General features: G+C 34.2%; 14 protein-coding genes, 2 pseudogenes and 1 riboswitch. Of the genes and pseudogenes, 3 read left to right on the top strand and 13 right to left on the bottom strand.

Annotated features, from left to right (window positions below; genetic code table 11):
• Positions 1-352: pseudogene (locus ACX5JI_RS20540) on the top strand (RNA-guided endonuclease TnpB family protein); the annotation flags it as partial.
• 2 nt (positions 353-354) lie between these two features.
• On the opposite strand, the gene ACX5JI_RS20545 reads toward ACX5JI_RS20540, so the two are convergent.
• From ACX5JI_RS20545 to ACX5JI_RS20595, 11 genes are all read right to left on the bottom strand, one after another.
• Positions 355-1,116: a DUF3959 family protein gene (locus ACX5JI_RS20545; RefSeq protein WP_459502886.1), complete on the bottom strand. Its 762-nt coding sequence runs from the start codon at positions 1,114-1,116 to the stop codon at positions 355-357.
• A gap of 364 nt (positions 1,117-1,480) precedes the next feature.
• Positions 1,481-2,401, bottom strand: a complete 921-nt coding sequence (locus ACX5JI_RS20550; RefSeq protein WP_459502887.1) for a macrolide 2'-phosphotransferase — start codon at positions 2,399-2,401, stop codon at positions 1,481-1,483.
• Positions 2,402-2,665: 264 nt separating this feature from the next.
• On the bottom strand, positions 2,666-4,189 hold the full coding sequence (locus tag ACX5JI_RS20555) for an alpha/beta hydrolase (RefSeq protein ID WP_459502888.1): 1,524 nt from the start codon (positions 4,187-4,189) through the stop codon (positions 2,666-2,668).
• Between the two features lie 290 nt (positions 4,190-4,479).
• Positions 4,480-5,169, bottom strand: a complete 690-nt coding sequence (gene tenA / locus ACX5JI_RS20560) for a thiaminase II (RefSeq protein WP_459502889.1) — start codon at positions 5,167-5,169, stop codon at positions 4,480-4,482.
• Between the two features lie 160 nt (positions 5,170-5,329).
• Positions 5,330-5,436: riboswitch (TPP riboswitch) on the bottom strand.
• Between the two features lie 99 nt (positions 5,437-5,535).
• Positions 5,536-6,561, bottom strand: a complete 1,026-nt coding sequence (locus ACX5JI_RS20565) for a homoserine dehydrogenase (protein ID WP_459502890.1) — start codon at positions 6,559-6,561, stop codon at positions 5,536-5,538.
• Between the two features lie 135 nt (positions 6,562-6,696).
• Entirely contained in the window at positions 6,697-7,938 is a 1,242-nt protein-coding gene (locus ACX5JI_RS20570; protein ID WP_459502891.1) for an esterase/lipase family protein, read from the bottom strand.
• A 238-nt stretch (positions 7,939-8,176) separates the two neighbouring features.
• Positions 8,177-8,857, bottom strand: coding sequence for a lipoprotein BA_5634 family protein (locus ACX5JI_RS20575; RefSeq protein ID WP_459502892.1), 681 nt, complete (start codon positions 8,855-8,857; stop codon positions 8,177-8,179).
• Positions 8,858-8,953: 96 nt separating this feature from the next.
• Positions 8,954-10,891 (bottom strand): FtsX-like permease family protein, encoded by a 1,938-nt coding sequence (locus ACX5JI_RS20580; protein ID WP_459502893.1) that lies wholly within the window; start codon positions 10,889-10,891, stop codon positions 8,954-8,956.
• Positions 10,866-11,636: an ABC transporter ATP-binding protein gene (locus tag ACX5JI_RS20585; RefSeq protein ID WP_459502894.1), complete on the bottom strand. Its 771-nt coding sequence runs from the start codon at positions 11,634-11,636 to the stop codon at positions 10,866-10,868. Before ACX5JI_RS20585 ends, ACX5JI_RS20580 begins: the two co-directional genes overlap by 26 nt.
• Positions 11,637-11,780: 144 nt before the next feature.
• Positions 11,781-12,764 (bottom strand): sensor histidine kinase, encoded by a 984-nt coding sequence (locus ACX5JI_RS20590; protein WP_459502895.1) that lies wholly within the window; start codon positions 12,762-12,764, stop codon positions 11,781-11,783.
• Positions 12,764-13,468: a response regulator transcription factor gene (locus tag ACX5JI_RS20595; protein WP_459502896.1), complete on the bottom strand. Its 705-nt coding sequence runs from the start codon at positions 13,466-13,468 to the stop codon at positions 12,764-12,766. Before ACX5JI_RS20595 ends, ACX5JI_RS20590 begins: the two co-directional genes overlap by 1 nt.
• A 229-nt stretch (positions 13,469-13,697) precedes the next feature.
• Here ACX5JI_RS20595 and ACX5JI_RS20600 point away from each other — a divergent pair, with 229 nt between their 5' ends.
• Together ACX5JI_RS20600 and ACX5JI_RS20605 are read left to right on the top strand one after the other, a co-directional pair.
• On the top strand, positions 13,698-13,913 hold the full coding sequence (locus ACX5JI_RS20600) for a class I SAM-dependent methyltransferase (protein ID WP_459503005.1): 216 nt from the start codon (positions 13,698-13,700) through the stop codon (positions 13,911-13,913).
• Positions 13,876-14,154 carry a YolD-like family protein gene (locus ACX5JI_RS20605; protein ID WP_459503006.1) on the top strand — a complete coding sequence of 93 codons (279 nt, stop codon included), beginning with the start codon at positions 13,876-13,878 and terminating at the stop codon, positions 14,152-14,154. Before ACX5JI_RS20600 ends, ACX5JI_RS20605 begins: the two co-directional genes overlap by 38 nt.
• Positions 14,155-14,345: 191 nt before the next feature.
• Here the strand turns inward: ACX5JI_RS20605 and ACX5JI_RS20610 are convergent, their stop codons facing one another.
• Positions 14,346-14,663: an alpha-helical endospore appendage domain-containing protein gene (locus ACX5JI_RS20610; RefSeq protein WP_459502897.1), complete on the bottom strand. Its 318-nt coding sequence runs from the start codon at positions 14,661-14,663 to the stop codon at positions 14,346-14,348.
• A 337-nt stretch (positions 14,664-15,000) separates the two neighbouring features.
• Positions 15,001-15,132, bottom strand: a pseudogene (locus tag ACX5JI_RS20615) (MFS transporter); the annotation flags it as partial.
• Between the last annotated feature and the right edge of the window lie 286 nt (positions 15,133-15,418).

A 15,418-nucleotide genomic window follows, 5' to 3' on the forward strand; every position in this document is an offset into this window, starting at 1 on the left:
ACCACAAGACCATAGTATTAAGTCCTGTACGATTTCTATGACACCTACTGGTAAATACTATGTGTCCATCTTGACTGAATACGAGAAAGAGATTGTACAAAAAGAAGTAGAAACAGTTGTTGGATTAGACTTTGCGATGGATGGATTATACGTTAGTTCTAAGGGTGAGAAAGCCAATTATCCTAAGTTCTATCGTAAAATGTTAGACCAATTAGCAAAGGCACAACGAGTATTATCAAGACGCACTAAAGGTTCTGAGCGTTGGAATAAACAACGTATCCGTGTAGCTAAGTTACATGAAAAAGTATCAAACCAACGCAAGAACTTCCTTCATCATAAGTCTAAAGAGTTAATTTATGCATTATAACGATTTCTTCTTCGTTCCATCCTCGTTTGACCTTGCGTTATTTCCATTTCATGATGTTGTTGCTCTCGTTGTATTGTCTGATGAGTTGGTACTATTTCCTCACGATTTGGTTCATACGTACGGATTTCTTTTGATTTAGAAGATTTTTTTCTACTAAAATTCACTTTCAATCTTGGTAAACTTGGAATGCGCATTTTAAATGTAGGCTGGAATGGTTTCTTCTTTCGCTTAAATAGATTCGTTTTTTCTTGTTTTTCATCGATGCTACCACGCTTTAACATGCTGGCAAACAAGCCACCAAGTAAAAATCCGGCTACTAGCAGAAGTAGATATAATCGTTCTGCTGTCAGTAAATTCATGATATGTCCAAGAACTACTAATGATTTTGCTTGTTTTATATCCCATAATAAACCACCCCACAATGCTAGTAATCCTAATGTAATTGCATAGGTACGGAATCGTAATATAAGTGGAATCACAGCAACGCATCCAGCAATCTTTGCATTTGCTAGTAATGAATTAGTTGTTACGTATTGATCCCAAATTGTAAGTAAAAATGTGATAAATATCGTATAAGCAAGCCAACTACATATTCTTGAATGCATTCGTTTTGTGTAATAACTACCAAAACTAGTGAAAAACAACATTCCCCCTAAATATAATGACAATTCAAGCGGGATTTGTTTCATAATACCTGCAATTGGGAACAGGAGGCTGAGTACCATTAAAAGCACATCAAATTTCTTCAAAACTCTCATCCCTTTCCGATTTCTATCTTTCTTCTATATAACAAAGCAATTTTTTGTTTTAGCATGCTCCTCACTTCCACTAAATTATAGTTTATATGCATGCGCATAATAACATTCCTAAAAAACATCTTAATCCTACTAGCACCAAAAAGTAAATAAAAAAACAAAACTATAATTGACAATAGAGGTCTAGATTTATATAAAGAAATGACAAATCCCGCTATTTTTAGATTAGCGGGATTATCAAATTACCTATTATATACTTAACGATCTTTCCCATCTTCACACATGTGATGAACAAGAGCTTAACAACTTGGATATACTCTTTTTATATGATACTTCCATTCACACAATAGGGAATTTATTATTTCTCATTCACTCCCAAAGCCCCAAGCGCCATCTCCATATGTGCTTCTTCCTTTGTCTGTAGTGCAAACAATCCAATCATGACTGGATAAGCAGCGCCCAGTTCAATGATGTGTTCAAACATTCTCGGCCAAACTTTTCCTCCTGCTTTTTCATATTCGTTTAATAGTACTTTCAAATTTTCCTCTCCAAAAATTCTCAGATAAAGGGTGAAATCAGTAGCTGGATCTGTCACTTTCGCTTCTGTCCAATCTAAAAGACCTGTTACTTTTTCATTTTTATCAACTAAAATATGCGGCGGATGTAGATCGCCATGAACAAATGCAGAGTGCTTCGGCCAATACGATTCATCTGCAAGCCATTTTTGCCAGCGTTTCCATAGTTCATCAGAAACACTAAGTTGTGATTTTATTTGTTGCATTCTATCTACTAATAACTGTTTGGCTTCAGCAGGTGGAAGAACTTCTATTCCGTGTTTAGTCGCTTCATGATGATTGATCGAATGCAAAGTAACGAGAGATTCTGCTAAAGATTGAATAAATGTCATAGACGGTGGATTATGTTGAATGTGCCACACATAATTTTGTATTTCTAAATCAATCACTGCTGCAGGATTACCTTTTACTAATGGATACGCAATTAACTCTGGTGTGTTGATTTTCCAATTCGGTACTGCAACAGGTACATGCTTTTGAACAAGATCTAGTATTTTCCCTTCTAATGCCCCTCTTTCAATGACGTCTGGCCTTCTTGGTTTGCGAAGAACCCATGAAACGCCCTTCTCATCAGTAGCAAATACAACTTGAAAATCCATTCCTGATTCATTTAATTCAGCACTTGCTTTATCCAACTGTAAACCATTCTTTTCAGCGATGTTTAAAATCTCCTCTATACTGGTTTGCTCATTTCCATTTGTCATAGAAAAACACTCCCTTCAAATTCTTCATATGAGTACAAAAACCACAGACTGATTGCCCATGGTTAGATTGACCACTCCCACGGCTAAAGCACATGGGCTTTCCTGCTCACAAATTCTGTAAACTGAATATACCGTAACAAATAAAGTGAAACTTTAATCAGTGAGGTCTTACTACCCGCAAATAGCCGGATAAACCGAAAAATATCTCTATGATTATATGTGTCTCTCAATTACAAATAATTTTTAAACACTACTTTCCTATTTTTATTTCGCTCTTCCTTGCACCCAAGTAGCAATATCATTTATAACATACTCAGGGATATTGGCAGGGCTATAATATTCATCCGGTTTACTTAATTCTCCCTCTCCTTCTGTAAAGAAGTGATTTAGCTTTGGATATAGTCGATAATCAACGTTATCTCGCTCTTTTAATTGTTCTTTCCAAAGAGGAATTTCTATTTTTGATTGAACTTGATAGTCTCGTTCTCCTTGAATAATGAAAAGCGGCGTCTTTTGTTCTTTTGACAGTTCTGCTGCCTTAATTTTATGAATAGAATCCCAAAATACAGGTGATCCTAAATAAAAATCTTTTGGAGGGTTCTGACTAGAGAAGTTAGGATCGTTTAATAATTTAAATTGCGCTTTGTAAAATTTATATTCTTCAGGTTTCATTCTACCGATAGAATACAAGTAATCAAATTGGTCTAAAACAACATCTTGGATTGTACGAGCTGGTCCTCCCATCACAATTGCCCCAGCGATATTTTGATTTTGGTCTTTTTCAATCATTTTCGGAACCATCATTCCACCTTGGCTATGACCAAGGATATAAATTTGATTCTTGTCTATCATAGGTTCATTTTGAAGAAAACGAGTGGTAAGAAGTGCATCGTCCGTTGTCTCTTTATCAACTGTATAAAAAGGGCTTAATTGTGTTTTCAAGCCATGTTCATACGTTCGTTTATTATAGCGAAGAACAGCAATTCCTTTCGAAGCAAGCCCTTCAGCTAAATCGCGAAAAGGTTTTAAAGCAAACGCAGTTTCATCCTGATCGCTTGCTCCAGATCCTTGAACAAGAATAACTGCTGGGAAAGGGCCCTTTCCTTTCGGAACAGACAATGTTCCTGGTAGTGGAAACGCGCCACTTCCGACCACTACTTCTTTTTCAACAAACGATTCAGGCTTACTATATGATGGACGTTCTGCAACAGGACTAAACGACATACTAAGTTGAAAATCATCTACTTTTCCAGATGGGTCTAATTTAATTAGTAAAGGTACAGTAAATTGTTCAAAAACTAGTCCCACTTCTACATTTGTATGTACAGAATTCGTCTCTTTTTGTTTCACTTCCCCAATACCAATAAAGGAACCTGCTTCTAATTGCAGCGGTAATCCCTCCCAATATCCTTCCAATCCCTTTTCGGATAGTACCTTCTGTAAAGATCGAGAAGTTAAGTCAAATGCAGCTTTATAATTTTCATTGTGCATATTACGGATAAATGTAAGAGTAGTAGATATAACAGGATTTTCATCATCAACATTGTCTATTTCTTTTATATTTGTGTTTGTTTCCTTTAATGTCGAAATAAATCGGTAGCTGAACGGATTATTATATGTATCTGGATAAAAACTTGTTTTTAATACATCCGTATTCCTATCCTCATATAAACTTGCGAAATTTTTAGGTAAAATTACTTCCTCCGCATATGAAATAGAAGGAATACTTATCGCACAAATGGCACTAACGAGTAAAATTTTATTCCCTATTCGTTTTCTCGTTCTCATATTTATTAGTTCCTTTCCAAAATTAATTTTTTCAACATACATCCCAATTCATGCAATCCGAATGAATATTGTAAAAGAAATTAATAATCTCTTTTACAATCAACCCTAAACAAACTTCAACAAAAAATCTCTTCTTCCTCTTTTTTATTATATAAATTCTTTATAATATGTAATCGATTCATTACTAAAAATAACTGTTCTAAAACAGGGAGGGAATAACAAAAAAATGACTAAACTAAGTTAGTCATTTTTTATACTCTTACCTGCATGATGAGCGACATATCTTTTACTTATAAACTTACATCTTCTACTTGTTTTTTCACTGGCCATTCTTCTAACGTGTAAGCCATCTCCCAAAATGAATATTCGTATTGACTGCTAATTACAAAATGCTGTTTCATCCGCTTACGGTCAACTTCTGTTACCGTTTCCGCAATCGCATCTAGTCTAGCAATTTGCTCCTCTACTAAAGTACGGAACCAGTCAGATCCGTATGCTGAAATCCATTCTTGGTAAATTGGCTCTTCAGGTTTACATTCTTTGAGTTTCTCGCCGATTTCATAATAAAGCCAATAGCACGGTAAAATCGCCGCAATCACATCCCCGATATGCCCTTCATATGCAGCGCGATACATATGTGATGTATACGCATAAGCGGTTGGAGCAGGAATGAATGATTTTTTTTCTTCTTCCGTAATTCCTAATTTTTTCGCGAAATTCTCATGTAGTGATAATTCAGCTTGATATGTATTTTGCGCATGATGTGCCATACGAGCTGTTGTTTCTAATTCAGTAGCTTTTGCCGCTCCTAACGATTGTACTCTTGCAAAATGACTTAAATAATATGAATCTTGCAAAACATAATAACGGAAACTAGCTAAATCTAATGTTCCTTCTCCTAGTTTTGTCACAAATGGATGGTTAAAACTTGCTTCCCAAATCGGATTAACTTCTTTACGTAATAATTGTGAAAATGACATAATAGACCCTCCAATAAACATTTGTAATAGAAAAAAATAAAACGAGTTTCTTAACTAAACTACTAGGATCCACTCAAATAAGTGTGTAAAATAAAAAAGCTTTCTTTACACATACGTAAAGAAAGCGGACTGGACATCATTAATATTTTAAAAATATTATCTTCTGTCACTTCCACTTCCCTACGCTAGTATTACCCAGATCAGGTCCTAAGGGTTTCAAAGGTATTCTTTGGTCTCAGCCGGTAAAAGGCCCCCCTAGTGGATAGATATAAACTATTTATTTCATATTAATCATAACATATTTTAGAGTACCATCAAATATGATTAATAAATTTAGCACTAATATACATACACAACTACTTTTCATCACACATCTTTCCGATACAAATTAATTAAATCTTTCAAAGCTGCCGCTGCTGCTCCTCTTGGACTTGAAGCTCCCCCGGTTGAAGTAACTTTCCCCATTGTGTCGGTATGAAAAGTAATTCCTTTTTCCGTCCCATTTACATGCGCTAGTGGGTGCCCTTTCTCTATTTCACGCGGATATACTTCAAGTTTAAGATTTCCTAAGTGATCTTTATATGCTTTCGCAATTAGTTTTAGAGATTTACCATGTTCTTTTGCTTTCTCTATATCTTGTTTTGTAACACCTTCTATCCCATTTACACATACGTAATCAAGGGCGTATTCCGACTGAAATAGACTATTCGCTAGCAATAATAGTTTACAAGCACTATCCATTCCACTTACATCTAATGATGGATTTGTTTCGGCGATTCCTTTTTGCTGTGCTTGATGTAACGCTTCTTCGAATGTTACATCTTCTTCGTACATCTTTGTAAGAATATAATTTGTTGTTCCATTTAAAATGCCTTCTATACTTTTAATTTGGCACCCTGCTAAACTATATTGTCCAATATCTAATGTAGGGAGTGCGGCAGCAGTTGCTCCGCTATAACAAATACGTACGTTTGCGAGTTTTGCTTTTTCTTTTATTTCTTTCCATGCGTTAACAAGTGCTCCTTTCGAAATAGCTACTACATCCATCTGATTTTCAATTGCTGTCTGCATGTATGTTTTTCCTGGTTCCCCAGTTTGAAGATTAGTTGGTGTTGATTCAATGAATACAGTACCAAGAGGAAATTTTTCATTTTTATCAAGCGGATAGTGTTCCGTATACTTCTCTAATGCATAAGAACCAGTACCATAAGTTAATAAATTTTCAATATGTAAACCCTCTTCATTATACAGGCTGACTGCCCTTCCAATAATCCCAGTAAAAATTAGTTCGATTCCGTATACCTCTTTTATATATGAAGATTTCTCAAATACTAATTTCAAAAATTCTTTTCCAACAGTTCCATATCCAGACATCACTACGTTAACTCTCATATCATCACCTCAAATTATTATGCTATTTTAATATTAACTCCATTATACTCCGAATGTATGATACGATTCACGAAGTAAAACTCCCTCAGAAGAACTTGAGGGAGTTATTACATTTCCATATCAATATGAATCCAGTTATTCTGGTAAATTTGATAATTTTCTAGCAATATCTCGATAAAACGCATTAATATCAGAAAACCCTAATGCATCCGATACACTTAATCCCACCATATCAAGGTGATCCCAGTTTTGCTTTGTCTCAATATGATTCCATTTTCCGCGCTCTGGTGTACCACTACTATTTATAACTACATCAGTAGAAGGTCCTACCATGGAATTTGTATTTACTACACCGTCATTTTGCCACCAAGATGACTCAATAAATGGCCGATTTTGTTCATACCTTGCGTATGATCCTAAGAAAATCGCATTCCCCATTAATGTTTTATTCATGGTAATGTGCGGGAAATGAAGCCCTGTTAAAGGCGCTGCCTGTGTTGCATGTCCACTGTAAGAGAAATAATAAACATCTGGTTGCGCTTTTACCCAATCATTCAATTCTTTCGCTCCATCTGTACTTAAATCCCATTGGCTTATATCTTTCCCATCTTTCAAAATAGAACTATTTAACACACGGTTTGCATATTGATAAAATGATTCTCCCGCTTTCTTTTTCATTCCCCATTGATCCAATTTAAAATCATATAATGATAGATTATTATTTTCTCCAATTCCGGCAGTTGCGACTAATAATTGCTTTACAGCTGGCAAAAGTAAACTCCCATCTGCAAGAGTTGTCCCATTATGCGGGGTTGCTAATGTTGTTACACTATGAACATATGACTTTCCGCCTTGGAACAATGGCGATATCTTCACATCAGTATGCTGTTTCGCATATGCTCGTTCATCTTGATTCCCTTCTTTCAACAATTGAACAAGCGTGCGGATCGTTTGACCTCCCATGCTATGTCCTACTAAATGAACCTTATTTGTTTCATTCCAATTTGAAATAAATCCATTATATGTTCTTCCATAACGATCATGCCCATGTTTCTCAGCGTGATATGCCCCGTAATCAACTGTTCCACCACTAATTTGAGCATATAACTCACAAGCACGATCCCAGTTACTTGATAACGGTCCAACAGCAGCAGTATGTACACTGTATCCATCTCTCTTTAAATTCTCTTGAATATCATGTACACCTCCCCAATACTTCACACCTAACAATTCATCTCTGCCCCATCCTGTAAAGCCATGAACTAGAATAATAGGTTTATTATTTTTCTTCCCTTCTTCTGCATGTGTTGATACTGGAAGTGCTATGCTAGAAATGATAAAACATATAACCGATAATCCCAAAAGTAATCTTTTCATTTTACATCCCCTTTTTGTTTTTCTCTCCCCAATAAAAACGCTTTCAATTTTACCTCCTTGTAATGTAATAGAAAAAAGGTCCACAAAGATATACCAGCGCAAGTTGCAACGGTTATATAGTGTGGATCTCCAATTCTCTATCACAGTTAATAACTTAAAGATAATGTAAACCATCTTATCAGAATTGTCTATCAATTATGAAATATTACATAGTTGATAAAGTTTTGTTGACAAATTTTCAACTTGCATCCTCAAAAGTAATAAATTTTACCGAAATTAATTTATGAAACTCTTTGACTTGTCTTTTCATCTTTAAATATTCATTTACTAATGTATTGTCTGTTGACATTTTAGGCTTTTCGTAACCTAATGATTTTTTGAAGTGAATAAGCTGTAGCTTCGTTTCAGCCGCTTCCATTTCTCTATATACATCCTTTTTCGCAACAATCAGATACCATTGAGACTCAGAATCACGAGAATTTCCAATCCAAGCATCGCTGTTATACGAAACAGGAATTTCTTTACTGTTTAAATCGATACTCGTAATATGTTTTTCATCTTCATGTGTAAATAATAACGAAACTCCTTTTGGGATTTCCGGTAATTTTTTTATAGAAGTGTAGCCGTAGTGATCATTCATATCACTCTTCCGCAAAATTTGATTTTTTATCATAACTTGCGCTGTAGATTCATCTATAATAAGTACTTTTTTTTCATCAAAAATCCCCGTTTTCACTTCAAATACTTCTTTTTCTTTTATATTTTCTTTGTAACGTTCAAAAAGAGGTAAAGTAAATTGTTCGTCCCCAATCATTATCATCCCGTTCGCAGGCCGTTTATTTTCTTCAGAAGAAGAACAGGCACTTAGGCTTGTTATGATCAGGACAATTAACATAAAAAAAGATATTATTTTTTTCATTATAGTTCCTTTCGTTGTCTAATTTAATTTTCAAGTATACTCATTAAGGTTTGATTTCATTTATCTTTGATACAGCAAAACCTGACTCATCCTATTTTACTGATCCATAGTCCTATAAAGTTTTTGCAGGTAACGCCAACGAGTCATAAAGAAATACAAGATTTGTATACATACAAATGAAATTAAAATGGTAATTGAACTATTTAAAATAGAAAAATCCACTAATTGTTGCAGTGCAATGTATGCGACTGCAGTATGGATTACTGCAATAATAATTGGTAAAAAGAACATGATTAACAACTGTCTCGTTACAACTCTTTTTAGTTCTCGCTTGCTTAATCCCATTTTTGAAATCATTTTATATTGTTGCTGATCCCGATCTAAATCTGTATATAATCGGAAATAAATGAAACTCGCTGCAAAGGTAAAAAATACGATTCCCACTAAAACACTTGCCATAAGTAGCAATCCGTTTGCTTGTTTTGCTTGTAACCACTCTAACGTTAAAGCAGCGAAATAATAATTACGCTCTTCACCATCTCTATCTAGTATGTTATTTAATTGATGTGAAATTTCTTTCGTTTTCATCCAATCATCTACAACAAATCCATAAATACGCTCTTTAGAGAACGTGATATCCTCACGAGCAATGAATGGAACTGTATCATATACTTGGTCTTGTACTGCAATTAAAGTATTCCCTACTTCATGTGGTAAAACTAAATTCTTTACAGCTTTTTTCACATGAAATGTTTTCACCCAATCCCCATGAATCACTTCAATTTCTTTTTTAAATTCACCATCTTTAAATTCTTGTATTTGTGCTACCCATCCTGGGACTAACAAAATCTCATCTTCTTTATCAAGCATTTCCTGTTGGTAGCCAAGAGCCTTCGCAAGATCATTATATTCACTTAATTTCATAACAGAAACATTGCTTTCCGTATATTTAGTAGAGGCAGAACCCAGTCGATAAGCAATATTTTCCTCATTAAGATATTTCTTAATTACAGCAAGGTGCTCATTTTCCATCTTATTTTCTTCAAAACTCATATACGTAAACGTGTACGGATTGGTCATTCTTGACAGTTCTTTATTTCCAAGTGCAGCAGTAGTTCCAATTGCAGTGAACGCGACTGCCGAAATGATAGACACAATAAAAAACATCGTTGCATTATCTTTCATTCGATATATTAGCTCTGAGAACGTTAATATATTTGTTTTCTTTAAAAATAAAGATTCCCGCTTTTTAGCAGCTTGCAACAGAAAAACACTGCATTGCGTATACAGAAAATAAGTACCGATTATAACTAATAACACACCTAATCCTAATAATGGAAAAGAGATAATTCTTCTAAAGTTAATATAAAGTACGATTCCATACCCAGAACTGATACTAATAAACGATAGAACCGACAAAATAATAGAAGATTTCGGTTCAGGTTTTGGTTTTTCTTCGGCTTGAATGAGTTCCACAAGCTCTGTTACTTTTATCATTTTAAAAGTAAACAGTGATACAAGTAAAAATAAGAAAAGAAATGTAACCACAGTTAATAGAACTGCTTGAGTTGGAATATAGAAAGGCAATCCATTATTAATCATTAAAATACTGGCACTAATAAGTAATACCAATTTAGAAAAAATAAGGCCGATCATAATACCTATAAAGATTGAAACAAATCCAATTAACATATTTTCAATGAGCACTAACTTTTTTAACTGTTTTATAGACATTCCTTGTATCATTAAAATACCGAACTCTTTTTTACGTGTTTTTAAAAATGAACTTACTGAATATAAGATAAAGAAAAATGAAAAAACAAAAATCAAACCTTGTGAGATTCTAAACCCAATCGTACCAAGTTTACTTATCGTTTCACTTGTCGATTTCAACTCACCAGCTAAATCAGGATGAAATAATAAAAGCGCATACGTAAAGAAAATCATAATGGAAAATGTGCTGCTTAGGAAATGAGCAGCATATGTACGTTTATTACGAAAAACATTATTAAATGCGAATTGACGAAAAGTCATTTTTCTTCCCTCCCAGTAATGAGAGCACATCCATAATTTTTTGATAAAAAGTTTGCCTGCTTTCACCACAATAAATTTCATTATATAATTCGCCATCTTTAATAAAGATAACTCGACTGCAATAGCTCGCTGCATATGGATCATGAGTAACAAGCATCATCGTGGTGTGTTCTTTCTGATTTAGCTCTGCTAACATACCCATCACATCATTTGAAGACTTAGAATCTAAGTTTCCTGTAGGCTCGTCCGCTAATAATAATTGCGGCTTATGAATGATCGCACGAGCAATCGCAGTGCGCTGGGCTTGACCACCTGAAATTTCATATGTTCTTTTATGCAAAATATCCAGAATTCCTAACTTTTCTGCAACTTCTTCCACCCGCTTATTCATTTCCTTTACAGCCACTCCATCTAACGTCATTGGCAACACAATATTTTCTTTTATAGTAAGCGTACTGAGAAGATTAAATGACTGAAAAACAAATCCTAGCTGTTGTCGACGAAATAACGCTAATTCTTCAGATGACAATTGAAAAGGATTCGTACTATTTATTAAAATATTTCCTGATGTTGGTGAATCAATCGTAGATACCATATTCAATAATGTTGTTTTTCCGCTACCAGAAGGACCCATAATACCAACGAACTCACCCTCTTGAATAGATAAATCAATATCAGCAAGAGCTTTATAAGGAACTTTCCCCTTATATACTTTACTAATTCCTTTCGCCTGTAATATTTCCATACTTCATTCTCCCTTCATTTATTCTGCTTAGTTTGAAGTGTAAAGGAGTTATCTTACATCTCATATTGATTCACCTTTCATTTATCTTACAACTTTGTAAGGTTTCTAAAAAAAGCTGATGAAATAAACTTTTTCATCAGCTTTTTATGAAGAATAAAACATAGTCCGTACCGTTGTACCTTTTCCAACTTCAGAATGTACTTCTACTTTATGGCCTAAATGTTTTGCGATTTCATGTACAAGATATAGCCCCATCCCTGTAGATTCTTTAAAATCTCTACCATTTTCTCCTGTAAAGAACGGTTGAAATACTCGTGGTATATCTTGTTTTGGTATACCTACTCCAAAATCCCTTATTTCTAAGATGATAGTTTTGTCTATGTTATATGCTTTCATTATAATTTTTTCTCTACTGCCCGCTGAATACTTAATTGCATTAGATACAATTTGACCAACTAAAAATTGAAGCCATTTCACATCGCTTTCTACAATTATATCTTTTTCAATCTTGACTTCTGGATATACAAAATTCCGGATAAAAAAGCGCTTATGTTCATGTATTGCTTCGTTTACTAACTTGTATAATTGCACTCTTTCTACGTAGAAATCCTGCGTGAAAGTTTCTAGACGCGCCACGTATAGAGCCATTTCTAATCCTTTTTTCAGTTTATCTGCCTCTTCACCAATACTCTCAAATCTAGGATCAACTTCATCTTGTGTAATCAATTCAATAACAGATAGAGGTGTTTTCATCTGATGGATCCATTGATTCATAAAAGTTAAATGCTCCTCATTTTTACGTTCCTGCACTTGTAACTGATTCTGATAGTGACGATATTGAACTTCTAATAACTCATGTAATGCAGTAGATAGGACTGCAAAATCTGATTTTTGTACAGATTCATCTAAGGATTGCATCGGATTTGCCAATCTTTCATAAAAAGACTTATGGGTAAAATAGCGATATAATAAATACGCAAGCAAAAAACATAACCCTAAAAACATTGCATAAAGTGCAGTTGTCATATGACGATAGCCATCAAACCAATAAACAAGGAAAATAGCGATGAATTGAAAAATTGTAAAACATAGTAGTGGAATATGCTCACGTATAAATAGTTTCATCATTATTCTCCACCGATTTCCCATGTTATATGTAATCGATAACCGACACTACGAATGGTTTCAATTGCACCTTGAATACCTAACGCTTGCAACTTTTTCCGAACACGTGTTGTATTCACACTTAGCGTATTATCATCAACATATGATTCACTATCCCAAAGTTTGTTCAATAGCACTTCTCTACTTACAACGCGCGGATAATTTTTCATTAACATTTCTAACAAAATCGCTTCATTTCTTGTTACATCAATTTCTTGATTACGTAGCTGTAATATTAAACGCTCTGGAAACAACGTAAGCCCTTGTTGTTCAACCATTCGTTCTTCTATTTTGGGCGCATAGTCTCCATATGCACGCCTTAGTTGACTACGAATTTTCGCCATTACAACTTCATAATGAAACGGCTTTGGAATATAATCATCCCCACCATTTTCTAATGCCATCACTTGATCCATTGTTCCTTCACGCGCTGAAATAAATAAGATTGGACATGTAGAAATAGCACGAATTTGCCTGCACCAATAATATCCATCGAAACTTGGTAAATTAATATCTAGTAGCACTAAGTCTGGTTGTTCTTGTGAAAAAATATCTAATACACGTTGAAAATCAACAATCACAATTGCTTGATACCCGTATTTCTCAATATAAGAAGATAATAATTCCGCGATTTTAGGATCATCTTCCACAATCATAATTTTAACCATGTTTTCATTCCTTTCTTATACTCTCTACGTAAGCATATACTACCATACTTTTTCTTACTTATTTTAAAAATTCATGACATGACTACGCGAACACTTCATTTCTTTACCTATATGACAGCTGGCATTTCCTTCAATTGACACTTATGCATACAAAAACCCCCTTTTTACAGATACAATAATGACAACATTATAAAAAAAGAGGGAAATAACGGGGACTACTAACAAAAGAATTCGTACAAAAATGCTTAAAAAACAAGGGGCTACTATTTTAGATTACGGATGTGGATACGGAAGAACATTATGTGAGTTAAGAAAAGCAGAATTTATCAATCTATATGACGTTGATTTCTCAGAAGAAATGATTAAACGAGCAAAATGCAAGAGTCAAATGAACTCCGTTCGCTGTGATGCCGGAGCAATTCGCTCGTATTCAGCAAATTATTAAAGAAAAAAGAAAGGTATCACGTCCTATATTAACTCAAGACACCAAAGAAGAAATTGAAGACAAATTATTACGTTCTCTCTTATGTGAAGAAGAGATTTTGATTACATATTATGAAGATGGTTATGTATTAACAAGCTATATGACTGTTGTTGATATAGATCCAATGGACAAGAAGGTAATTTGTACAGATGCTTTCTACGATAAGAGCACTTATAAATTCATTGATATTATTGATGTATAATAAAAAAAGAACCTGCTCTTATGATTTTATTGATGTGCACCCCAATTGTTAGACACAATTAGAGGCGCACCTTTTTATGACTCTGTGAATAAAATAACTATAAACCTTTTTATTTATGGGGATAAATTATAATTTTACACAAGGTAAGATTCTGTTTCGCTTGGGATGGTGATTCCCATGTTGATCTGAACTTATGGTGCTGGTGTTATGCTTATAATATCTAATACATTTTCCAATTTGAATTGTAGAAGCATTTCTTGTTTAACAGCCGCTTGCAATGTCTGTTTCACACTGTTATTTACTGCTAACAAACTTGATAATGTCACAGGTGGAGGTGTAATACCAGTAGTTAATGTTCCTAATAAAAATTGAATTTTTTCCGCTTCAGTATTAATAATATGAGCTAATGCTAATTCTTCAAGAGCAATAGAAGCCAAAATTAAAGAAGTTGATTGACCTGCAGTAATTGATATCGTTGGAGTTATATTAGGGATATTCGCTTGAGACATACTCATCTTCCTTTCATTTTTTAATTCCATACATCATACGAACTTCTAAAGGAATTAGAGTCTGTCCACAAAGCCCGTATTTTTTTTGGACTCCTGTAATATAAGATTTAGGCGCTAACGGAACGAATAATTCCCTTATATCATCTAATGTAAACAACTGTTTGTTACTTTCTAATTCATTTTATTTTCGGGTTATATGCCCTGTATATTAGAAGTGACACCAGGAAAAATCATACAAAAAGACACCTTCAACTGGGGAAGGTGTTTTTTATCAATTCCAAATACATATAAATTTTTAACATCAAGAGGCTAACGTAAAGTAAACGTAAAAAGACGCGCCTCCTACCACCATTGCTCCTGCATAAGCTGTAATTAAATCTCCAATAGATGATACAGAAACCTAGAATGCAAGAGCAAATTCATTCATCATACATGCATCCATAAATTCTGAGTATTGACAAAATGACATCGTCAATATTTAAGCTCTTTCTTTAGACTCATGACATTTAAATATTAAAAACTATCGCACTAATTCCTCTGTTACTGATTTGTACATTTACTTATACCCTATCTCTATAACAGGAGAACCCGTCGCATCATTCCTAAACAAGTTAGTTCCATGCGCAGCTCCAAGTCTTTTTTCATTAAGATTCTTACTTCTCCTTCTCAGCTACCGGAGTTCTCTGTATGCAATCATTCTTAACTACTCTTCTCTTCATTGCTATTTTTGTTATTAGTTATTTTTCATATAATAA

This window comes from Bacillus sp. C1 (genome assembly GCF_054570475.1).

Coding starts and splice junctions, on each gene's coding strand:
- ACX5JI_RS20575 (WP_459502892.1), bottom strand. CDS start 8,857: ATGAAAAAAATAATATCTTTTTTTATGTTAATTGTCCTGATCATAACA.
- ACX5JI_RS20595 (WP_459502896.1), bottom strand. CDS start 13,468: ATGGTTAAAATTATGATTGTGGAAGATGATCCTAAAATCGCGGAATTA.
- ACX5JI_RS20555 (WP_459502888.1), bottom strand. CDS start 4,189: ATGAGAACGAGAAAACGAATAGGGAATAAAATTTTACTCGTTAGTGCC.
- ACX5JI_RS20550 (WP_459502887.1), bottom strand. CDS start 2,401: ATGACAAATGGAAATGAGCAAACCAGTATAGAGGAGATTTTAAACATC.
- tenA (WP_459502889.1), bottom strand. CDS start 5,169: ATGTCATTTTCACAATTATTACGTAAAGAAGTTAATCCGATTTGGGAA.
- ACX5JI_RS20605 (WP_459503006.1), top strand. CDS start 13,876: ATGCCGGAGCAATTCGCTCGTATTCAGCAAATTATTAAAGAAAAAAGA.
- ACX5JI_RS20610 (WP_459502897.1), bottom strand. CDS start 14,663: ATGTCTCAAGCGAATATCCCTAATATAACTCCAACGATATCAATTACT.
- ACX5JI_RS20585 (WP_459502894.1), bottom strand. CDS start 11,636: ATGGAAATATTACAGGCGAAAGGAATTAGTAAAGTATATAAGGGGAAA.
- ACX5JI_RS20565 (WP_459502890.1), bottom strand. CDS start 6,561: ATGAGAGTTAACGTAGTGATGTCTGGATATGGAACTGTTGGAAAAGAA.
- ACX5JI_RS20570 (WP_459502891.1), bottom strand. CDS start 7,938: ATGAAAAGATTACTTTTGGGATTATCGGTTATATGTTTTATCATTTCT.
- ACX5JI_RS20580 (WP_459502893.1), bottom strand. CDS start 10,891: ATGACTTTTCGTCAATTCGCATTTAATAATGTTTTTCGTAATAAACGT.
- ACX5JI_RS20590 (WP_459502895.1), bottom strand. CDS start 12,764: ATGATGAAACTATTTATACGTGAGCATATTCCACTACTATGTTTTACA.